Source organism: Henriciella algicola, from assembly GCF_003576245.1.
In the GTDB taxonomy this organism is placed as follows: domain Bacteria; phylum Pseudomonadota; class Alphaproteobacteria; order Caulobacterales; family Hyphomonadaceae; genus Henriciella; species Henriciella algicola.
Genome location: NZ_QWGA01000008.1, coordinates 69,713 through 89,985, shown reverse-complemented (window position 1 = coordinate 89,985; position 20,273 = coordinate 69,713). Strand labels below are relative to the sequence as shown.

Sequence of the window (20,273 nt, the reverse complement as noted above, 5' to 3'; positions counted from 1 at the left end):
GAATGGCTGATTTTCTGGGACTGGTGGCGGCGTGCCTGACAACGGCGAGCTTTGTGCCGCAAGCGATCCTCGTGCTTCGGACGCGCAACACCGATGGTCTGTCGCTTTATATGTACCTGCTATTCACGACCGGTGTTGCCTTCTGGCTGGTCTATGGCGTGCTGATCGAAAGCCTGCCCATCATCATCGCCAATCTGATCACGGTGGTGCTCGCCTCCATGATCCTGACCGTGAAACTGATGAATACGATGTCTGCCAGGCGGGCGATTATCCGGTCGCGTTGAGCCACGGTGCGCGGGCATCGAGATCTGCGCCAATCCCGCGATAATACTGGCCCTGCACCCGGCGCGTGACCGGCCCGGGCTTGCCCGTGCCAACCGGTTTTCCATCCAGCTGCACCACGGGAAGGATGAGACCTGTCGCGGACGTGGTGAACACTTCGCGCGCGCCCAAAAGTTCTTCGAGGCTGATCGCGCGCTCCTCCACCGTGATGCCTTCGCGGGCGAGATGGTCGAGGACGGACTGGCGCGTAATGCCTGGCAGGATCTGGCGGCCGAGATTCCGGGTCACAAGCGTATCTGCGTCCAGCACCACCCAGAGATTCGCTGAAGCGCCTTCAGTCACCATGCCGTCTTCGTGGAGAATGGCGCCGAACGCGCCGCCGCGTTCAGCCTCACGATAGGCGAGTGCCTGTGACAGCAGCTGCGTCGTCTTGTAGTCGCGGCGCTTCCAGCGTTGATCCTCGACTGTGATAGCGGAGACGCCATGCTGGGCCTTCTCCCCGATCAGGTTGCGTGTCTCGCAGAACATGAAGAGGCCCGGCGTGAGCGTTTCTGGGCCGCCAAAGTCCCGGCGTCCATAGGCCCCGCCTGTGACCTGAAGATAGACGAAGCCTTCGGTGACGCCGTTTCTAGCTATCAGCTCTTCGTGCAGGCTTTTCAAACGCTCAGCGAGGCCATCGCGCGGGATATCGATGCCGTCCAGCGTGCGATCAAGGCGCGCCATGTGCGCGTCGAAGTCGATGAGCTTTCCATCGAAGACGGCGGTCACTTCATAAGCGGCGTGCGAGAAAAGAAAGCCCCGGTCGAACGGCGACAGGCAGGCCTCATTCTTCTTCACGAATTCACCGTTCAGATAGACGATTTCAGCAGGCTGCATGGCAGGAAAACTCTCATTCTTGCGGTCCGGGATGTTGCGCTGCAGCAAATTTTTCCTTGCCTTAGCGTCAATGATTTGGTCAGTGTCCCGCCATTGAGGAGATTTGTGAAGCAAAACAAAAATATTGCTCACAAGAGGACTATCGGAGGATTTGTAGAATGAGTGTTGCGACAATCTCGCGTGAGAAGAAAGATATTTACGAAGTCGGCGAGATTCCGCCCGAGTTTCACGTGCCGAAATTCATGCATGCCTGGGCGATTCGCCGTGAGCGCCATGGGCGCCCGAATACAGCCATGCAGGTCGAGCAGGTGCCGGTGCCGGAGATCGATTCCGACGAAGTGCTCGTCCTCGTCATGGCGGCAGGCGTCAATTATAATGGCATCTGGGCTGGCCTCGGCGAGCCGATCTCGCCCTTCGACGTGCACAAGGCCGATTTCCATGTCGCAGGCTCTGACGCGTCGGGCATTGTCTGGGCTGTTGGCCGCAAGGTTACCCGTGTAAAGCCGGGCGACGAGGTCGTCATTCACTGTAACCAGGATGATGGCGACGACGAGGAATGTAATGGCGGCGACCCGATGTTCTCCCCGTCCCAGCGCATCTGGGGCTACGAGACGCCGGACGGCTCGTTCGCGCAGTTCTGCCGCGTTCAGGCGCGCCAGTGCATGCCGCGTCCGAAGCACCTCACCTGGGAAGAAAGCGCCTGCTACACGCTGACGCTCGCCACCGCCTACCGCATGCTGTTTGGCCACCGTCCGCACATCGTGAAGCCGGGCAATAATGTCCTCGTCTGGGGCGCGTCCGGCGGTCTTGGCAGCTTCGGCGTCCAGCTCTGCGCCGTCACCGGTGCGCACGCGATCGGCGTCGTGTCCGACAATGACAAGTTCGACTTTGTCTATTCGATGGGCGCCAAGGGCGTGCTGAACCGCAAGGACTTCAATTGCTGGGGCCAGCTGCCCAAGGTCAACGGGCCTGAATTCTCCGACTATATGCGCGAGAACCGCAAGTTCGGTAAGGCGATCTGGGAGATCACCGGCAAGAAGGATGTCGATATCGTTTTCGAGCATCCGGGCGAAAGCACTTTCCCGGTCTCTGTCTTCGTCGTGAAGCGCGGCGGTATGGTCGTCATCTGTGCGGGCACGACGGGGTTCAACCTGACCATGGATGCGCGGTTCCTCTGGATGCGTCAGAAGCGGGTACAGGGCTCACACTTTGCGAACCTCGCCCAGGCCTCGGCAGCGAACCAGCTGGTCATCGACCGCCGCATCGACCCGTGCATGTCGGAAGTCTTCCCGTGGGCAGACATCCCGGCAGCGCATGAGAAGATGCTCGATAACAAGCACCTTCCGGGCAACATGGCGGTTCTGGTGACGTCGCCGAAGCCGGGCCTGCGCACGGTCGAGGACGTTCTCGCTGTCTCCGGGCAGGCGTGACGCACGCAAAAGACGCAATTGATTAGGTAAACACACCTAAATGGTGTATGACTGTCTCCGCTGGCGCTTTGCCAGCGGAGACATCCCCATAATGCAGCTTCTTTCGCTCGCCTTCACATTGGCCCTGGCTCTGCCAGCCTCGCCGCGTGAGCGCACACAGGTCGCCTGGTCCTGCGATCTCGATGGGTCTGTCGGCCGTCTCGAAGCCGAGTATGACACGGTGGCGTTGGGTGAAGCGGAAGTTTCGCCCACCCGCGAAGACATCAATGACTTCATCGCAAGCGGGACGGGCAAGGTCTTCTTCTCTGGGCGCCTCACGCTGACTGATCGCAGCTACGTCTTCAGCGGTGAAGACCATCTCGCTGAATTTACAAACACCTCGACACTTGAGCGCTTTCTTGTTCATCTGAGGCGGGAAGGCGATATACTGCGCCTCAGCGAAAATCGCGGCGATGGGGCAGACAAGGTCTATTACTGCCAGCTCGTGAACTGAGGCTGGCGCGCCCCCTTGCCCGCGCGCGCCGCGCGCACCAGAGTGGCCGGTAAAGCCACGGCGATTGAGGGAGGGCCGGTATGTTCAAGAAAATCCTGCTTGGGGTGGGCATTGCCTTTCTGGCCCTGATCGCCGTTCTGGTCATTCGCACGCTTAATTATGGCGGCGTGCCCGACACAGTGCAGCAAGTCGAGCTGCCAGAGCCGCCGGCGATCTCTGCCGATACAGCCGCCCGGCATCTTTCCGAAGCCATCCAGTTCCGCACGATCACGCTGGCATCCGGCGACCCGCGGCCCGGTCAGGAAGGCCCATGGCTTGAGCTGCAAGCCTGGCTTGAAGAGACCTATCCAGCTTTCCATGCCGCCGCATCAAAGGAGACCGTGCCTGGCGGCTACACAGTCCTCTACACATGGGAAGGGTCTGACCCCGCGCTCGACCCGCTTCTCCTGATGGCGCATCAGGATGTTGTGCCTGTGAATATCGGCACCGAAGGCGACTGGACCGGCGCGCCGTTCGCTGGCGAGATCGTCGATGGCTATGTCTATGGACGCGGCGCGATGGACGATAAGGGCTCGCTCGTTGCTATCATGGAAGGCCTCGATGCACTCGCCCGCGATGGGTTTGAGCCGCAGCGCACGATCCTTGTTCAGCTTGGCCATGATGAAGAGGTGTCCGGCTCTGGCGCAGAGGCAGGCATTGCACTTCTGAAAGAGCGCGGTGTGTCGCCAGTTATGGCGCTTGATGAGGGCTTCATGGTCGTTCAGGATAACCCTGTCACAGGTGGCACGCTGGGCCTGATCGGTGTGGCCGAGAAGGGCTATGTCACCGTCCAGATCACCGTCACGGCAGAGGGCGGGCACTCTTCAGCGCCGCCGCGCGACAGTGCGACCGTGCGCCTGTCACGGGCGCTGATCGCGCTGGACGAGACACAGATGGATGCTGACCTTTCTGCGTCGCCAACCTCAGACATGATGCAGGTCGTTGCGGGCGAGATGGGCTTTGTCCAGCGCATGGCGCTTGCAAACCAGTGGCTGCTGGGCGGCATGGTCGAGAGCGGCTTTGCGGCGTCACCACAAGGCAACGCGATGATCCGCACGACGACTGCGCCGACCATGCTGGCAGGATCTGCCAAGGAAAACGTACTGGCGCAGCGGGCAACCGCGATCGTCAACTTCCGCGTCCATCCGAACAATACGGTGCAGGATATCCTGGACCATATTGGTGAGGTGACATCCGACATTGAGGGGCTTGAGTATGCGCCAGTCGACGGCGGCATTGGCAGCGAAGCGTCTGGCGTCAGCGCGACCGATAACCGGGCTTACGGCGTGCTGCACGCTGTAGCGACCGAAGTTGGCGGCGGCGCGCCTGTCACGCCGGCCCTCGTTATCGGGGCGACCGATGCACGCTATGCCAGCGCCATTACGGACAGCGTCTATCGCTTCGCGCCGAGTATCGTTGGCCCGGCGGACCTTGCAGGCTTCCACGGCACGAATGAGCGCCTCAGCGTCGAGAATATGGGACACCTGTCACGCAGCTATGCGCAGATCGTGATGGCCATGGATACGCCGGAGGATGGCGAGTAGTCAGCGAAGATCGTCGTCGCTCTCTTCATCCAGTTCGGCAGCCTCGATCCGCGCGACGCGCCGCTCAAGGGCGCGTTCGCGGCGCTCCTGCTTGGCGTTTTCCCGTTCTCTTATCTCATCTGAGAAGGCGCTAGCGAACACACCGGCAGGCAGGGCGACCATGCCTATGCCGGCAATCGCGATGACGGACGCGAAGAACCGTCCAAGCGGCGTGACAGGATAGACGTCGCCATATCCAACCGTGGTGAGCGTTGCGATGGCCCACCAGATGGCACGCGGAATGGACGCAAAGCTTTCCTGCTGCTGGCCGCCGACGCCCTCGACAAAATAGAGCAGCACTGCCGAGATGTAGACGAGCGCCATGGCCATGGCGAGCGTGGTGAAAAGTTGCTGTCCTGCGCGCGAGAGGGTCGCGCCGAGGACGTCGAAAGCCGGGATGAAGCGCGAAATCTTGGCAAGGCGCGCCAGCCGCAGAACGCGCAACACCATGACGATCTGCGCGCTGGCATCATCCGGCGCGAGCAGGATCCACAAGAGCTCTGGCAGGAAGGCGACAAGGTCGGCAAGGGCGTAGCCAGAGCAGACATAGCGAACGCGCCCGCGAACACCGCGATATTCGGGGTTTTCGCCTGCCACCCAGAGCCGAAGGAGGTATTCCAGCGCAAAGATGATGATGATCGCGACGTTGAACACGTCGATGGCGCGCATCCAGCCATCACCCATGGTCGGCTCTGTTTCTAGCGCGAGCGCGAGGAAGCTGAGCAGAACAAGGATGACGATAAAGAGGTTGAAGGGCGACAGGCCCGTCTTGTCACGCGCCGTCGGCTCCATCTGCGTATAGAGACGCTTGCGCAGCCCTATCTGCGTCATGATGTGATGCATCGCCATGGCTGCTTGCCCCCCGCCTTAGAGGGCAAGCTTAAGCGCGATACGCCTATCCCCGCAACACGCCGCCGGTGGCCTTGGCCACGTTCGCGATGATGGCTTCGGCGATCTTGTCGATCTCCTTGTCCTTCAGCGTTTCGCCTTCCGGCTGGATCGTGACTTCGATGGCGACGGACTTCTTGCCCGGGTCGATGCCCTTGCCCTGATAGACGTCGAAAACATCAACCGCCGTGATAAGCTTCTTGTCGCCTGCACGGGCCTGACGGACGATGTCGCCAGCTGGTACACTTTCATCAACAACGAAGGCAAAGTCGCGGCGGATCGGCGTCAGGTCAGCGCGTTTCAGCACCGGTCGCGTCTTCGTGGCTTTCGCCTTCATCATCGGCAGGGCGTTGAGATTAAGCTCAAAGCCATAGACAGGGCCGTCGACATCAAGCTCTTTCAGGACGCGCGGGTGCAGCGCGCCGAAATGCGCGATCGTGACCTTGGGCCCGAGCTTCAGGCAGGCCGACTGGCCCGGATGCCAGTGACCCTGACGCGGGGCTTCGATCTGGAAACGCTCTGGCGGCTGATCGAGCTCTGCCAGAAGGGCGAAGAGGTCAGCCTTGGCAGCGATGGCGTCATAAGGCGCGAGCGCGCCGCTCCAGTGGCGGGCGGTCACGGGACGCACGAGCGCGGCGACGACATTGCGCTGATCCTTCGGGCCATCACCGAGATAGACAGGGCCAGCTTCGAACAGGCGCATCTCCCGCTCACCGCGGTCTGCGCCGCGTTGGGCGGCAACGGCGAGGTTGGCGAGGATGCTCGGGCGCATCTGGTTTAGCTCGCTCGCGACCGGGTTCGACAGGGTCAGCGCATCGCTGCCGCCGCCGAACAGCTTGGCCTGCTCCTTCGGCATGAAGGACCAGGTCACCGTCTCAAGGTAGCCGCGAGCCGCCATGACACGGCGCGCCGCACGAATGCGGGCCTGCGTCGGCGTGATAACGGCAGTGCGTCCACCTTCGAGCGGTGGCAGCGACTGGGTCGGCAGCTTGTCGTAGCCGGTGAGGCGGGCGACTTCCTCGACGATGTCGGCGGACTGCTCGATATCGAAGCGCCAGCTTGGCACCGTGAGGTACCAGGCCTCGCCAGTATCCTCGAGACCGAAGCCGAGATCCTTCAGCATCTTTTTGAGATCGGCTGGCTTGATTTCGAGACCTGTGAGGCGGGCAACGTCGCGCTTGTCGAACAGGACCTTGGCGTGCGGCGCAGGAGGCTGGCCCGCAATCCGGCTGACCGAGACGTCGCCGCCGCCATACTCCTTGATGAGCATGAGCGCGAAGTTGAGGCCATCGACGCAGCTTTGCGGGTCTACACCGCGCTCGAAGCGGTAGCGGGCGTCGGAGATGATGCCGGTGTCGCGGCCCGTACGGGCGGTGCGAAGCGGGTCGAACCAGGCGCTTTCGATGAAGACGTCGATCGTTTCTGCACTGACGGCGGTGGACTGGCCGCCCATCACGCCCCCGAGGCCGATCGGGCCGCTATCGTCAGCGATGACGCACATTTCTGTGCCGATCTCATAGGTCTTGCCGTCGATGGCTTCCAGCTTCTCACCCTCGCGGCCAAGACGGGCGACGACGGCGCCCTTGAGCTTGGCCGCATCATAGGCATGCAGCGGGCGGGCGCGGTCGAAGGAGATGTAGTTGGTGATGTCGACGAGCAGCGAACGCGGTGTGATGCCGAGCGCTTTGAGGCGCTGCTGCATCCAGTCCGGCGACGGGCCGTTGGTGACACCGCGCACGAGCGCACCGGCGAAGACCGGGCAGGCCTGCGGGGCTTCAAGCTGGATATCGACAGGGCAGTCATAGCTGCCTTCGACCTTCTTGATCGGGTTTTCGAGGAAACGCCCTGCCCCGGCTGCGGCGAGGTCGCGGGCGATGCCCTGCACACCGAGCCAGTCAGGACGGTTCGGGGTGACTTCGAAATCGATGACCTTGTCGGTCAGGCCGAGGGCTTCGGCGGCGGGCGTGCCGACTTTCCAGTCGCCCTTCAGGTCGGCGATGCCGTCATGGTCCTCGCCTGCCTCAATCTCCTTGGTGGAGCAGAGCATGCCATGGCTCTCGATGCCGCGGATCTTGCGCGGCTTTTTGTCGAGTGCGAAGTCAAGACCCGGAATATAGGTGCCGAGCGGCGCGTAGATGGCGGTCATACCGGCGCGGGCATTCGGCGCCCCGCAGACGATCTGCTTGGTGCCGTCTTTCGTCTCTACCGTGCAGACACGCAGGCGGTCCGCATCCGGATGAGGCTCAGCCGCGGTGACGTGAGCGACGGTGAACTCGGACAGTTTCTCGCCCGGATCCTCGACATACTCGACCTCGAGGCCGGCCTTCAGCATCGTCGCAAGGATATCATCCAGCGGCGCCTTGGTCGCGAGATAGTCCTGCAGCCATGAGAGTGTGAACTTCATCGTCTATTCCACTTCCGGGGTCGGTTCGGTTTGAGGGGCGCGCACATCGTCCGCGAGGTCCTCGAAAATATCTTTTTCGCTGCGCTGGCAGCGTTTGACAGGCTCGGCGCGGCTCATGCTGACGCCCATACCAAGACCGCGTGCCGTCCAGCAGCGGTCGAAGACAGAGCAGTAGCAGATTTCCACATCAAGCTCGCTCCACGCTGCAGCGGCAGCATTGCGTTCTTCCAGCGTCACCTGCCCGCGCGGCCAGTCGACACGCAGGGGCATGATGGTGTCGCCGGGCGCGACGGCGCGTCCGATCAGGCTTGACCAGGATTGCTGATAGCCGGGCGGGAATGTTTCCGCGTAGGGCGTCAGGTCCTCGACGATCTCACCATCCTTCAGCATCTCGACCCGCTCGATCAGGGCCGGGCCGACACCGCTATTGGTGAGGCGGATACCCATTGCTGAAGTCGTGGGCGTCTCCGAAACGAAGCCTTCGATCTGGACGACAGGGAAGACGGCGCCATGCTGCTGGGCGCGCATGACGCGTCCCTGGTCCCAGGCAATGAAGACCGCAATCGCGCTGGTGATCACCGCGCAGATCGCAATCAGCATCTCTGCCTTGTTGCCGTTACCCATGGCCTGTCCCGCCTTCTAGCTCAGCCCGCCGGAAACGCTGGGCGTTGCCCATGGCCGGAAGCCATAGTGACGGCTCCAGCCTGCATCGGCTTCGAAATAGGGGCGAAGGTCCGGCATGCCGTATTTCAGCATGGCGAGCCTGTCGACGCCCATACCGAAGGCGAAGCCCTGATACTCGTCCGGGTCGATGCCGCAATTACGCAGCACGTTCGGGTGGACCATGCCGGACCCGAGGATTTCCATCCAGCTGTCGCCTGCCCCGATCTCGATCGAGTCACCGACCTTGGTGTATTTCACGTCCATCTCGGCCGACGGCTCGGTGAACGGGAAGAAGTGCGGGCGGAAGCGTGCCTCGACATTATCGACCTCGAAGAACTCACGCACGAAGTCGATGAGGCACCCCTTGAGGTGACCCATATGGATGTTCTTTTCGATGACCAGGCCTTCGACCTGGTGGAACATCGGCGTGTGGGTCGCATCCCAGTCATTGCGGTAGACACGGCCCGGCACGAGGATGCGGATTGGCGGCTTCTGGGCCTCCATCACGCGCACCTGGACGGGGCTGGTATGGGTACGCAGCACTTTCGGCGCCGCGCCTTCCTGCGGGTGGAAGAAGAAGGTGTCGTGGGTTTCACGCGCGGGGTGGCCTTCAGGGAAGTTCAGCGCCGTGAAGTTATGCCAATCATCTTCAATGTCCGGGCCCTCAGCGACGGTGAAGCCCATATCGCCGAAGATGGCAGCAATCTCTTCGAAGACCTGCATGACCGGGTGCAGCTTGCCCTCAGGCGCGGCAACCGGCGGCAGGGTCATGTCGATCCGCTCGGTCTGGAGTTTCTTCTCCAGCTCGGCTTCTTCGAGCTCTGACTTGCGCGCCTCTACGGCGTCCTGAACGCGATTGCGCAGGCCATTGAGCTTCGGGCCCATGTCCTGGCGCTCTTCCGGGCTCATCCCACCAAGCGTCTTCATCAGGCCGGAGATGCGGCCCTTCTTGCCGAGCTCGGCCACGCGTACCGCGTCGAGCGCAGCAAGGTCGCCTGCTGCAGCCAGCGCGTCGAGCGCTTCTTTTTCGATCTTATCGAGTTCAGACATGAAAAAGCCCCGTTGGGTTTAAGGCCGAACGGGGCTTTTCCGCCCCGCCTTGGCGGTCGGAAATAGCGGAGAAATGCGAAAAGCGGAACGCTTAAGCTGCGAGCGCGCCCTTGGCCTTCTCCACCAGTGCGCCAAAAGCTTCTGGCTCGTGGACGGCAAGGTCAGCCATGACCTTACGGTCAACTTCGACGCCAGCCTTGGTGAGGCCGTCGATGAAGCGCGAATAGGTCAGCTCTTCGTCATGGATGCGGACAGCAGCATTGATGCGCTGGATCCAGAGCGAACGGAAGGTGCGCTTCTTCTGCTTGCGGCCGATATAGGCGTACTGGCCAGCTTTCCAGACAGCAGCATTTGCCGTGCGGAAAGTATTCTTGCGGCGGCCATAATAACCTTTGGCTGCCTTGATGATCTTCTTGTGGCGGGCGTGTGCCGGCACTTTGTTACGTGAACGGGGCATCTTGGCCTCCTGCTAGTTCAAATACGGTTCGAGTTCGATCTGCGTCCGGCCTAGAGGCCGTAGGGCAGGTACTTCTTGACGCGTGCGACATCCGCATCAGCAACCGGCTTGGTGCCGCGGTTCTGACGGATGTACTTCGCGTTGTGGCTGATCAGGCGGTGCCGCTTGCCGGCGACGCCGTGCTTGAGCTTGCCTGTGGCCGTGAACTTGAACCGCTTCGCAGCGGCCTTCTTGGTCTTCATCTTCGGCATTTCGATCTCCTGTCGGGACGCACGTGGCGACCACTGTCTAGTCGTTCATGAGCCCGCAGGCATGCCGTTTTGGCCCGCAGTGCTCGAAAGAGGGGGCTTATGACGGAAAGACGCGCCTAAATCAAGGCGCAGCTTGGCAGAATACGCAGTTCTGACTGACCGCTAATACGCTGAGTTCCAGTGCCCCCATCGACCCGCATTCGCGGGCCACTTCCCCCGCAAGCGGGGGAAGGAAGAACAAGACTTCAAAGTGTTGGATGTCCTCCCCCGTTCACGGGGGAGGTGCCGGCAGGCGGAGGGGGCATTCGTCGCCCTAGCGCGGTGCCATCACCATGGTCATCTGACGGCCTTCGAGCTTTGGCTCCAGCTCGACCTTGGCAGTCTCTGCGAACTCTTCCTTCACCTTCTGGAGGAGTTCCATGCCGAGATGCTGGTGCGCCATTTCGCGGCCGCGGAAGCGGAGCGTGACTTTCACCTTGTCGCCGTCTTCGAAGAAGCGAGTCATCGATTTAGTCTTCACCTCATAGTCATGGGTGTCGATGTTCGGACGCATCTTGATTTCTTTGAGCTCAGCTGACTTCTGCTTCTTCTTGGCAGCCGCCTTCTTTTTCTGCTCTTCGTAGCGGAGCTTACCATAGTCGATGATCTTGCAGACCGGGACTTCCTGGTTAGGCGACACTTCGACAAGGTCGAGGCCCGCCTCAGCGGCGGCATCCAGTGCAGCCATGAGCGGCATTACACCCTGCTTTTCGCCTTCTTCGTCGATCAGCAGAACCTTATCTGCCTTGATGTCCCGATTGATGCGCGGCCCAGTGTTTCTTTTGGATGGCGGTGCCGCATGCGGTCTACGTGCTATGGCTCTTCTCCTTTGAGCAAATTAAAGCGAACCGGAATATGCCGATTTCCGGCCGAATTTTCAAGTTTGGGCGACTTTATCGCGCCCGGGAATTGCACCAAGCATCTGAACGGCCTGCCAGACATCACGCACGCTGAGCTCATCGAGCGTCGGCGCCTGACAGATAATCATCTGTGCGCCGCGCGGCGCGGCCTTGGATGGGTCGCTCTCGCTTGTGGCAAAAAGGGCAACGCCCGGACACCGGGAAAGTGCCGCCATATGCATGGGCCCGGTGTCATTGCCAACAGCGAAAAGCGCCTGATCAGCCAGCGTCACGATCTGGAAGAGGCTGGTGCGATTGACGAGGTTCTTGGTGCGCGGCTCGGCCTGACAGATCGTCTGCCCGATTTCTGCTTCGGCCTTGGAGCCGATCAGGACGGGCGTGACGCCTGCTTCTGCGATGCGTGAGGCAAGCGCGGCATAGCGTTCAGGTGGCCAGCGCTTGGCGCTGCGATGGCTGGAAGCGCCGGGGATGATCAGCGCATAGGGGCCGTAAATCGAGAAATATTCCGGCAGGAGCGACGGCGAGTCGCCGAGTGCACGGCGCACGAAGGACATGTCCGGCATGGGCGGCCATTGGCCCCCGGTCGTCTCTGGCCCGAGACCAGCGATTTCGAGCTGTGCGCCGAACCGGTCGATACTGTGCATGCGCTCGCGCTCAGGCCCCTTGTGTTCAAATGCAGCACCGGCAGCGTGACCCGACCAGAGCGGCGGCTTGCGCATCGGCATGTTCAGCGCCTTGAAATAGTTCGCCGTACGGCCCGACGTTTGGAGGTCGTAGACGATGTCGTATTTCTGCTCGCGGATGCGTTTGAGGAGCGCGCGTGTGGCCTTCAGGCCTTCAGGGCGTCCATCGGTCTCGATCTTCTGGAAAAAGCCGGTCGCCTTGGCGAGACCTTCATAGGGCGGCGTCGTCAGGAGCGTGATGCTCGCCTTTGGATGGGCTGCGCGGATGGCGCGCATGGCCCCGAGCGCCAGGACGAAATCGCCCAGAGCGCTGAGTTTGATGACGAGGACGCGCCTGGCTTTCTCTCCAGGATTAGCGCTTCTGCTCAATTCGACTGCTCCTCACGCGCTTCGAAGACGCGTTTGTATACCGACAGGGTCGCGACCTGCAGACCCCGTTTGGAAAACCGCTCACGCACATGGGCACGGCCAGCTGCCCCAATCGCGTGTCTTTCTGGCCCGTCCAATGCAAGGAGCGCGCCGATTGCGGTGGCCAATGACGCAGGGTTACCCGGCTCAACCCGTAGTCCAGTGCGCCTGTCCTCAACGATCTCCCGCTGCCCGCCATGATCTGCAGCAATGACGGGTTTGCCCATGGCAGATGCCTCGGCGGCAACCCGGCCAAATGCTTCAGGACGCGTGGAAGGCGCAAGGACGATATCTGAGGCAGCATAGGCCGCGGCCATGTCATCGGTATGACCGACGATTCGCACGGCATGGCCGAGCCCGTAGGTCTCGATCGCCTGCTCCAGCTCTTCCTGGTATTTGTCGCGCCCCTGCGCGTCACCAGCGAGGATCAGGATGGTGCCCGCCCGAAGGCTCTCATCCAGCCTGGAAAAAGCCTCAATCGCCACAAGCTGGCCCTTCCAGCTCGTCAGGCGACCCGGCAGCAGCAGAATGGTCGGCTTTGCCGCTTCAATCTGCCAGTTGTTACGGATCGCCTCGATCCGGTCCGGGCTGACGGCGGCCTCATCGAACACGTCGAAGTCCACCCCGCGCGGGATGGTGACGAGGCGCTCACCCGGTGTGCTGTGGACGGACTGGACATGATTGGCGGTCCATTCGGAATTGGCGATAACGACGTCGCCGCGCGCCATCACCGAATTGTAGACCTTTTTGAGCGCGGACTTGCCGGAATAGGCCCCGTGATAGGTCGTCACGAATGCCCGGCCTGTCCGGCGCGCGGCCCATAGCGCGCTCCATGCCGGGGCGCGTGAGCGTGCATGGACGAGATCGATGCCGCACGCCTCGATCAAGTCTGCCAGCTTGCCTGCATTGGAATAGATGCTGAGCGGGTTCTTTGTCTTCAGGGCGAAGGGCACATGTTCGCCGCCTGCTGCCTCCAGCGCGCTGACAAGCCGGCCAGCCTCACTAGCGACAATGGCGCGCCCGCCCGCTTCGATGATGGCTTCAGCGACTTCCAGCGTCGTGCGCTCAGCCCCGCCGGCCGACATTTCGGGGATCACCTGGAGTATGGTCTTGCCGCCAAGGTCTGGCAGCGCCGTCTCTGTCATGCGCACAGGATCTTTCTCTCGCACCCGTTCTGGCGTGAATGCAGCAATTCACAGCCGCTCTAGCGCGTAAGCAAGGTGTTCGCCAAGGGACTTGGTTGACAAGACCTGCAGCCCGCGCAACGCCTTCCTGCCATGACGACACAGTATTTCGAAACGCCGCAAAGCCGCCGTATCGCCTTCCGCCGCAGTCATGGAAAGACGGGCCTCACCTTTGTGTGGCTGTCCGGTTTCAAGTCCGACATGATGGGCGGCAAGGTCACCGAGCTGGAAACATGGGCAGCTGCGCAGGGCCATAGCTTCCTCGCTTTTGACTATTCCGGGCATGGCCAGTCTGGCGGCGCCTTCGAGGACGGCACAATCAGCGCATGGCGCGAAGACGCGCTCGCGGCGATCACAGCGCAAACAGACGGCGACCTCATCCTTGTCGGCTCCAGCATGGGCGGCTGGATGGCGCTGTTGTCGCTGATGGCGCTGCCAGAGCGCGTAAACGGCCTGGTCCTCATCGCGCCTGCGCCAGACTTCACCGAAAAACTGATGTGGCCTGAATTCTCAAGCGAGGCGCAGGCTGAGATCATGGAAAAGGGGTTGCACCTTCGGCCGTCGGACTATGGCGATCCCTACCCGATTACGCGTGCTCTGATCGAGGACGGCAAGACCTGGTCGATACTGGACGAAGCGATCAATTTTAACGGGCCTGTGCGCATCCTGCAGGGGATGCAGGACCCGGATGTGCCGTGGAAGCATGCCGAGCGGTTGGTGAGCGCCATGACAAGCGAAGACCTGGTCTTCCACCTCATCAAGGATGGTGATCATCGCCTGTCACGCCCGCAGGATATTGCGAGGCTGAAGGCGACCTGTGCGGAAATCGCCGAGGCTGTTAAACCCAGCGCCTAGTTCGGGCGCTGGCCGTCCTCGCCGGTCATGCCGTCCCAGAACTTCTTAACGCGACCTAGAAAGCCTTCGCTTTCCGGATTGCAGTCAGCGCCTGAGCATTCGCAGAACTCACGCAGCAGCTCTTTCTGGCGGGCAGACAGGTTGCGCGGGGTTTCCACGATCATCTCGACAAAGAGGTCACCGCCATGGCCGGAACCACGAAGCGATGGCATGCCCTTGCCGCGCAGGCGCAGCTTGCGGCCTGTCTGCGCGCCTTCCGGCACGGTGACGCGGGCGCGGCCACCATCGATGGTCGGGATCTCGATCTCGCCGCCAAGGGCCGCAGTCACCATCGGCACAGGTGCCGGGCAATAGAGGTTCGGCCCATCACGCTCGAAGATGTCGTGCTCTGACACGTCGATAAAGATGTAGAGGTCGCCCTTTGGCCCGCCATTGAGGCCTGGCTCACCCTCACCCGCGAGGCGGATACGCATGCCGCTCTCGACGCCTGCGGGGATCTTGACCTGAAGGGTGCGCTCTTCGCGTACCTGACCGGCACCGCCACACGTCTTGCATGGGTTCGGAATGACCTTGCCGCGGCCTGAACAGCGCGCGCAGGTACGTTCCATGGTGAAGAAGCCCTGTTGGGCACGTACGCGGCCTGCACCCTGACAGGTCGGGCAGGTTTCCGGGCTGGTGCCGGGCTCCGCGCCGCTGCCATCGCACGTGCCGCAATCGACCGCCGTTGGCAGCGTGATCTCGGTATCCTTGCCGGTGAAGGCGTCCTCGAGCGAGATTTCCAGATCATAGCGAAGGTCATTGCCGCGAGCGGGACCATTGCGGCGACGACCACCGCCGCCAAAACCGCCACCGAAAACCTGGCTGAAGATATTCTCGAAGATGTCGCCGGGATCGCCTTGGCCAAAGGGGTTGCCGCCACCGGGGCCTGCACCGCCGCCTTCAAAGGCTGCGTGGCCGAAACGGTCATAGGCAGCGCGCTTTTCCGGATCGGAGAGGATCGCATAGGCTTCGCCGACTTCCTTGAACTTCGCCTCGGCGGCATCGTCGCCGGGGTTCTGGTCAGGGTGATATTTCAGCGCAAGCTTGCGATAGGCGCTCTTGAGGGCCTTTGCGTCGACGTCTTTCGAGACGCCCAATACTTCGTAATAATCCTGTTTACTCATGTCAGGCGATCAACTGGTTTCTCTGTCTGGCATTGCGGTGACAGGTGGGCGCGGTGCGCGCGCTGCGCAAGTGCTGGCCTGCGCGCGCACCTGATTCAATGTCGTTGCGGGATATCAGACTGCCTGAAGCTGTGGTTGCTTACTGCCAAGGATGCGGTCAGCGACCTCTTTCGGGACGATGAAGTGCGTCTGTTCCAGCGTCTTGTCCCAGTTCTCCAAGAGTTCTTTCGCGCGCTTTGAACCGGTGCGTTCGGCATGCATTTCGAGCAGCGTCTGATAGCGCCCGATATGTTCTTCCGACATGTCGGCGAGCGGATACCAGTCGATGGAGTCAGGATTTGCGACGCGGGCAAAGTTGCCTTTCGGATCCCAGATCCAGGCCATGCCGCCCGTCATGCCAGCGCCGAAATTGTCGCCGACCGGACCGAGGATCGCGACGCGGCCACCCGTCATATACTCACAGCCATTCGCGCCGCAGCCCTCGACGACTGCCTCTGCACCTGAGTTACGTACAGCGAAGCGCACGCCCGCCTGACCCGCCGCAAAGAGACGGCCATTGGTGGCACCATAGAGGCAGGTATTGCCGATAATGGTGTTCTCGGACGCCTCGAGCTGCGCATCACGGCGCGGGCGTAGCTGGATCGTTGCACCAGACAGGCCCTTGCCGACATAGTCATTGGCATCGCCATAAACGTCGAGCAGGAGGCCCTGCACCGAAAAGGCACCGAGTGACTGACCGGCGCTGCCCGTCAGACGGATACGGAGGCGCCCCTCAGGCAGGGCGCGCTCACCGAACTTGCGAACGATGGCCGACGAACAGCGTGCACCGATGGAGCGCTGCACGTTCTGCACGTCATATTCGAGCTGCATCTTCTCACCGCGCGTGAAGAAGGGCTCACCATCGCGCAGGATCTGCGCATCGAGCGTTTCGACAACTTCGGTGCGGTGGTCAGGACGGTAGACGACCGGCTTGGTGGTCTCGACCTTCACCAGAAGCGGGTTGAGGTCGAGGTCATCAAGGTGCGAGGCACCGCGGCTGACCTGCGCCAGAAGATCGGTGCGGCCGACGGCTTCATCGAGAGATGAGAGGCCAAGGCTTGCGAGGATGTGGCGGACATCTTCGGCAAGGAAGGACATGAGGTTCACGACCTTCTCGGCCGTGCCCGTGAACTTCTTGCGAAGGGCTTCGTCCTGTACGCAGACGCCGACCGGACAGGTGTTGGAGTGGCACTGACGCACCATGATACAGCCCATGGCGACAAGCGATGCCGTGCCGATACCGTATTCCTCTGCGCCCAGCATCGCCGCGATGACGATGTCGCGGCCAGTGCGAAGGCCGCCATCGGTCCGCAGGGTGACCTTGTCGCGAAGATTGTTGAGCGAGAGCACCTGATGGGCTTCTGCGAGGCCCATTTCCCATGGAAGGCCGGCATATTTGATGGAGGTCTGCGGGCTTGCGCCCGTACCGCCAACGCCGCCAGCAATGAGGATCACGTCGGCCTTTGCTTTCGCAACGCCTGCGGCCACCGTACCGACGCCTGACTGCGCGACGAGCTTCACGCAGACTCGGCATTCAGGGTTGATCTGCTTCAGGTCATAGATGAGCTGGGCCAGATCCTCGATCGAGTAGATGTCGTGGTGCGGCGGCGGCGAGATAAGCGTCACACCCGGCGTGGCGTGACGGTTCTTCGCAATCAGCTCTGTCACCTTGAAGCCGGGCAGCTGGCCGCCCTCGCCGGGCTTTGCGCCCTGAGCGATCTTGATCTCGATTTCACGGCACTCATTGAGGTATTCCGCAGTCACGCCGAAGCGGCCAGAGGCCACCTGTTTGACAGCCGAGTTCATATTGTCGCCATTCGGAAGCGGGCGGTAACGCTCACGGATTTCACCACCCTCACCGGACACGGATTTCGCGCCGATCCGGTTCATGGCGACGTTGAGCGTGCCATGCGCCTCGGGTGAGAGCGCGCCAAGCGACATGCCTGGCGTCACGAACCGCTTGCGGATCTCATTGACCGACTGGACTTGTTCGAGCGGGATCGAGGTCTGGCTGCGGGTCTTGAAGTCGATAAGGTCGCGCAGCTGGATAGGCGCGCGTCCGCTCAGCGCGTCGACATAACGCTCATAAAGCGCGTAGTCGCCGCGGTCGCAGGCCGCCTGCAGCATGTGGATAAGATTGCCATCAAGGGCATGCGGCTCACCCGATGCGCGCAGGCGATAGAAACCGCCGACCGGAAGCGAGATGACGTCCTCGTCGAAGGCCAGTTCGTGGCGTTCGACAGCATTGTCCTCAAGACCAGCGAGACCAATGCCGGAGATACGGCTGGTCATGCCCGGGAAGTAGTCAGCAACCAGCGCACGCGAGAGGCCGAGCGCCTCGAAGTTGTAGCCGCCGCGATAGGAGGAAATTACCGAGATGCCCATCTTGGACATGATCTTCAGAAGACCCGCCTCGATCGCCTTCTTGTAGTTCTGGACATAGTAGTTGAGCGGCTCGTCACCGAGCAGGCCGCGTGCATGGCGATCTGCAATGGCTTCCTGTGCGAGGTAGGCGTTGACGCAGGTTGCGCCCACACCGACGAGCACGGCGAAGTAATGCGTGTCGAGACATTCAGCCGACCGCACGGTGAGCGAGCAGAAGGTGCGGAGGCCTTGGGCGACGAGGTGGCTGTGCACCGCGCCGGTCGCGAGAATCATCGGGATCGCGACGTTCTCAGGGTCCTGGTTCTCGTCAGACAGGACGATGTGCTCCCGCCCGGCGCGAACCGCCTCTTCCGCCTCACGCTGGATGCGCGACAGGGCCTCTTTCAGGGCGCGGCCGTCATGTTTCACGCTGGAAATCGGGAAGGTGCAGTCGATATGCTCGACGCCTTCATCAAGCACGTCCATCAGACGGTGATACATGCCGGTCGAGAGGAACGGGCTTTCCAGAACGAAGACGTTCTGTTGGGTCTCATCCGTGGTGAGGATGTTGCCGAGGTTCTTGAACCGCGTTTTTAACGACATGACGCGATCTTCGCGCAGTGGGTCGACAGGCGGGTTTGTCACCTGACTGAAGTTCTGACGGAAGAAGTGCGAGAGCGGGCGGCATTCCTGAGAGAGGACCGCGACTGGCGTATCGTCGCCCATCGAGCCGATGGCTTCCTTGCCGTCCTCTGCCATCGGCGCGAGGATCAGTTCTGAGGATTCCAGCGTGAAGCCCGCGACCATCTGGCGGCGCAGCAGCGCCTCCTTGTCGAAGAGGCGCGGCTCTTCGCCATTCATGATGTCGACTTCAAGCTCTTTGACGTTTTTCAGCCAGTCCGAATACGGGTGTTCGCCAGCCAGCTCATCGATGATCTCGTCATGCTCATAGAAGCGGCCCTCTTCGAGGTTGGCCGCGATCATGCCGCCAGCGCGCACATGGCCGCGGCGGACAACATCGTGACCGCTAAGCGGGCACATGCCGGTCTCGGAGCCGACAGCGAGAATGCCATCGGAGGTCAGCGCATAGCGGAGCGGGCGAAGACCGTTGCGGTCAAGACCAGCAACAGCCCAGCGACCGTCATAGGCGCAGATGGCGGCAGGCCCGTCCCACGGCTCCATCACGGAGTTACAGTAGGCGTAGAGCGCAGCATGCTCGTCCGGGATGATCGACGCGCGCTTGGACCAGGCTTCCGGGATGAGGAGCGCCTTGGTCATCGGCGCGGTGCGTCCGGCCTTGCAGAGGATTTCGAAGACGGAATCGAGCGCGCCCGAGTCCGAGAGACCTTTCGGCACGACAGGTTTCACGTCTTCGACATCATCACCGAACGCGCCGGAGACCATCTTGATCTCGTGGCTCTTCATCCAGTTCAGGTTACCGCGCAGCGTGTTGATCTCGCCATTGTGGGCGAGCATCCGGAAAGGCTGTGCCAGCTCCCAGCGCGGGAAAGTGTTGGTCGAATAGCGCTGGTGATAGATGGCGATCGGCGAAACGAAACGCTCATCCTTCAGATCGAGATAGAAGTTGTCGATGTCCTGGGCGAGGAACATGCCCTTATAGATCAGCGATTTATGGCTGAGCGAGCAGATGTAGAAGCTCGGGATACCGGCTTCGCGTGCCTTCCGCTCAATGCGGCGGCGGCAGAGATAGAGCGCGCGCTCCAGCTCATCAGAGGTACGCCCGCGGCTGTCGCGGAACATGACCTGCTCGATTTCAGGGCGGGTATCAGCTGCCTTCTGGCCGATGACCGAGATGTCGACCGGAGGCTGGCGCCAGCCATAGATGTAGAAGCCGAAGTGGAGGATTTCGGTCTCCACGATTGCGCGGGCCGCTTCCTGATTGCCGAGATCGGTACGCGGCAGGAAGATCTGGCCGACGCAGATCGGATCATCTGTCGGGTTGTGACCGGTGCGCTCTGCCTGCTCACGGAAGAAGTCCTGCGGGACCTCAATACGGATGCCAGCGCCGTCGCCGGTCTTGCCGTCAGCATCGACGGCGCCGCGGTGCCAGACATTCTTGAGCGCCTTGATGCCCATCTCAACGATTTCGCGCTTTGGCTTGCCATCGAGAGAGGCAACGAGACCGACGCCGCAGGCATCTTTCTCGAACTCTTCATCATAGGCGTGCGCCTCGATCAGCTTCTGGCGTTCTTTGAGGTATTTTTCGATCGTGTCGGTCATGTCGGTATCCCTGAAAGGGTT

At 61.6% G+C, this 20,273-nt stretch carries 17 protein-coding genes; 5 read left to right on the top strand and 12 right to left on the bottom strand.

What is annotated here, in order from left to right; genetic code table 11:
• Positions 1-2: 2 nt before the first annotated feature.
• Positions 3-284, top strand: coding sequence for a SemiSWEET transporter (locus D1222_RS13230; RefSeq protein WP_119454741.1), 282 nt, complete (start codon positions 3-5; stop codon positions 282-284).
• On the opposite strand, the gene D1222_RS13225 is transcribed toward D1222_RS13230, so the two are convergent.
• Positions 268-1,158, bottom strand: a complete 891-nt coding sequence (locus D1222_RS13225) for an aminotransferase class IV (protein WP_119455175.1) — start codon at positions 1,156-1,158, stop codon at positions 268-270. The two genes, D1222_RS13230 and D1222_RS13225, sit on opposite strands and share 17 nt — an antisense overlap.
• A gap of 158 nt (positions 1,159-1,316) precedes the next feature.
• On the opposite strand from D1222_RS13225, the gene ccrA reads away from it, so the two are divergent.
• The 3 genes from ccrA (at position 1,317) to D1222_RS13210 (ending at position 4,664) form a co-directional block, all read left to right on the top strand.
• Positions 1,317-2,588 (top strand): crotonyl-CoA carboxylase/reductase, encoded by a 1,272-nt coding sequence (gene ccrA / locus D1222_RS13220; protein WP_119454740.1) that lies wholly within the window; start codon positions 1,317-1,319, stop codon positions 2,586-2,588.
• A 91-nt stretch (positions 2,589-2,679) separates the two neighbouring features.
• Positions 2,680-3,081, top strand: coding sequence for a hypothetical protein (locus tag D1222_RS13215; RefSeq protein ID WP_119454739.1), 402 nt, complete (start codon positions 2,680-2,682; stop codon positions 3,079-3,081).
• A gap of 80 nt (positions 3,082-3,161) precedes the next feature.
• On the top strand, positions 3,162-4,664 hold the full coding sequence (locus D1222_RS13210; protein ID WP_119454738.1) for a M20 family peptidase: 1,503 nt from the start codon (positions 3,162-3,164) through the stop codon (positions 4,662-4,664).
• Here D1222_RS13210 and D1222_RS13205 read toward each other — a convergent pair whose 3' ends face one another.
• From D1222_RS13205 to D1222_RS13165, 9 genes are all read right to left on the bottom strand, one after another.
• The gene (locus D1222_RS13205; protein WP_325049239.1) at positions 4,665-5,552 is read right to left on the bottom strand and encodes an ion transporter; all 888 of its coding nucleotides are present in this window, start codon (positions 5,550-5,552) and stop codon (positions 4,665-4,667) included. It abuts the gene before it with no gap.
• 46 nt (positions 5,553-5,598) lie between these two features.
• Positions 5,599-7,995, bottom strand: a complete 2,397-nt coding sequence (gene pheT, locus D1222_RS13200) for a phenylalanine--tRNA ligase subunit beta (RefSeq protein WP_119454737.1) — start codon at positions 7,993-7,995, stop codon at positions 5,599-5,601.
• Between the two features lie 3 nt (positions 7,996-7,998).
• Positions 7,999-8,619 (bottom strand): hypothetical protein, encoded by a 621-nt coding sequence (locus D1222_RS13195; RefSeq protein ID WP_119454736.1) that lies wholly within the window; start codon positions 8,617-8,619, stop codon positions 7,999-8,001.
• A 15-nt stretch (positions 8,620-8,634) separates the two neighbouring features.
• Positions 8,635-9,708 (bottom strand): phenylalanine--tRNA ligase subunit alpha, encoded by a 1,074-nt coding sequence (pheS, locus tag D1222_RS13190; protein WP_119454735.1) that lies wholly within the window; start codon positions 9,706-9,708, stop codon positions 8,635-8,637.
• 91 nt (positions 9,709-9,799) lie between these two features.
• Positions 9,800-10,165, bottom strand: coding sequence for a 50S ribosomal protein L20 (rplT, locus tag D1222_RS13185; protein ID WP_119454734.1), 366 nt, complete (start codon positions 10,163-10,165; stop codon positions 9,800-9,802).
• 50 nt (positions 10,166-10,215) lie between these two features.
• Positions 10,216-10,416, bottom strand: a complete 201-nt coding sequence (gene rpmI / locus D1222_RS13180; RefSeq protein ID WP_119454733.1) for a 50S ribosomal protein L35 — start codon at positions 10,414-10,416, stop codon at positions 10,216-10,218.
• A 313-nt stretch (positions 10,417-10,729) separates the two neighbouring features.
• Positions 10,730-11,272 carry a translation initiation factor IF-3 gene (gene infC / locus D1222_RS13175; RefSeq protein ID WP_119454732.1) on the bottom strand — a complete coding sequence of 181 codons (543 nt, stop codon included), beginning with the start codon at positions 11,270-11,272 and terminating at the stop codon, positions 10,730-10,732.
• 60 nt (positions 11,273-11,332) lie between these two features.
• Entirely contained in the window at positions 11,333-12,367 is a 1,035-nt protein-coding gene (locus D1222_RS13170; RefSeq protein ID WP_119454731.1) for a glycosyltransferase family 9 protein, read from the bottom strand.
• Entirely contained in the window at positions 12,364-13,551 is a 1,188-nt protein-coding gene (locus tag D1222_RS13165; protein WP_119454730.1) for a glycosyltransferase family 4 protein, read from the bottom strand. The genes D1222_RS13170 and D1222_RS13165 overlap by 4 nt, the downstream gene beginning before the upstream one ends.
• Positions 13,552-13,683: 132 nt before the next feature.
• Here D1222_RS13165 and D1222_RS13160 point away from each other — a divergent pair, with 132 nt between their 5' ends.
• Positions 13,684-14,445, top strand: coding sequence for an alpha/beta fold hydrolase (locus D1222_RS13160; RefSeq protein WP_119454729.1), 762 nt, complete (start codon positions 13,684-13,686; stop codon positions 14,443-14,445).
• Here the strand turns inward: D1222_RS13160 and dnaJ are convergent.
• Both dnaJ and gltB read right to left on the bottom strand, forming a co-directional pair.
• Entirely contained in the window at positions 14,442-15,608 is a 1,167-nt protein-coding gene (dnaJ, locus tag D1222_RS13155; RefSeq protein ID WP_119454728.1) for a molecular chaperone DnaJ, read from the bottom strand. The genes D1222_RS13160 and dnaJ overlap by 4 nt on opposite strands.
• A gap of 114 nt (positions 15,609-15,722) precedes the next feature.
• A complete protein-coding gene (gene gltB, locus D1222_RS13150) occupies positions 15,723-20,252 on the bottom strand; it encodes a glutamate synthase large subunit (RefSeq protein ID WP_119454727.1) in 4,530 nt (1,509 codons plus the stop codon).
• Positions 20,253-20,273: the final 21 nt, after the last annotated feature.

What these genes read in the sequence shown, in the direction of transcription:
- rplT (WP_119454734.1), bottom strand. Translation starts at nt 10,165, where the DNA reads ATGCCCCGTTCACGTAACAAAGTGCCGGCACACGCCCGCCACAAGAAG.
- D1222_RS13210 (WP_119454738.1), top strand. Translation starts at nt 3,162, where the DNA reads ATGTTCAAGAAAATCCTGCTTGGGGTGGGCATTGCCTTTCTGGCCCTG.
- D1222_RS13165 (WP_119454730.1), bottom strand. Translation starts at nt 13,551, where the DNA reads ATGACAGAGACGGCGCTGCCAGACCTTGGCGGCAAGACCATACTCCAG.
- dnaJ (WP_119454728.1), bottom strand. Translation starts at nt 15,608, where the DNA reads ATGAGTAAACAGGATTATTACGAAGTATTGGGCGTCTCGAAAGACGTC.
- D1222_RS13230 (WP_119454741.1), top strand. Translation starts at nt 3, where the DNA reads ATGGCTGATTTTCTGGGACTGGTGGCGGCGTGCCTGACAACGGCGAGC.
- pheS (WP_119454735.1), bottom strand. Translation starts at nt 9,708, where the DNA reads ATGTCTGAACTCGATAAGATCGAAAAAGAAGCGCTCGACGCGCTGGCT.
- D1222_RS13215 (WP_119454739.1), top strand. Translation starts at nt 2,680, where the DNA reads ATGCAGCTTCTTTCGCTCGCCTTCACATTGGCCCTGGCTCTGCCAGCC.
- ccrA (WP_119454740.1), top strand. Translation starts at nt 1,317, where the DNA reads ATGAGTGTTGCGACAATCTCGCGTGAGAAGAAAGATATTTACGAAGTC.
- D1222_RS13195 (WP_119454736.1), bottom strand. Translation starts at nt 8,619, where the DNA reads ATGGGTAACGGCAACAAGGCAGAGATGCTGATTGCGATCTGCGCGGTG.
- D1222_RS13225 (WP_119455175.1), bottom strand. Translation starts at nt 1,158, where the DNA reads ATGCAGCCTGCTGAAATCGTCTATCTGAACGGTGAATTCGTGAAGAAG.
- D1222_RS13160 (WP_119454729.1), top strand. Translation starts at nt 13,684, where the DNA reads ATGACGACACAGTATTTCGAAACGCCGCAAAGCCGCCGTATCGCCTTC.
- pheT (WP_119454737.1), bottom strand. Translation starts at nt 7,995, where the DNA reads ATGAAGTTCACACTCTCATGGCTGCAGGACTATCTCGCGACCAAGGCG.
- D1222_RS13205 (WP_325049239.1), bottom strand. Translation starts at nt 5,552, where the DNA reads ATGGCGATGCATCACATCATGACGCAGATAGGGCTGCGCAAGCGTCTC.
- gltB (WP_119454727.1), bottom strand. Translation starts at nt 20,252, where the DNA reads ATGACCGACACGATCGAAAAATACCTCAAAGAACGCCAGAAGCTGATC.
- rpmI (WP_119454733.1), bottom strand. Translation starts at nt 10,416, where the DNA reads ATGCCGAAGATGAAGACCAAGAAGGCCGCTGCGAAGCGGTTCAAGTTC.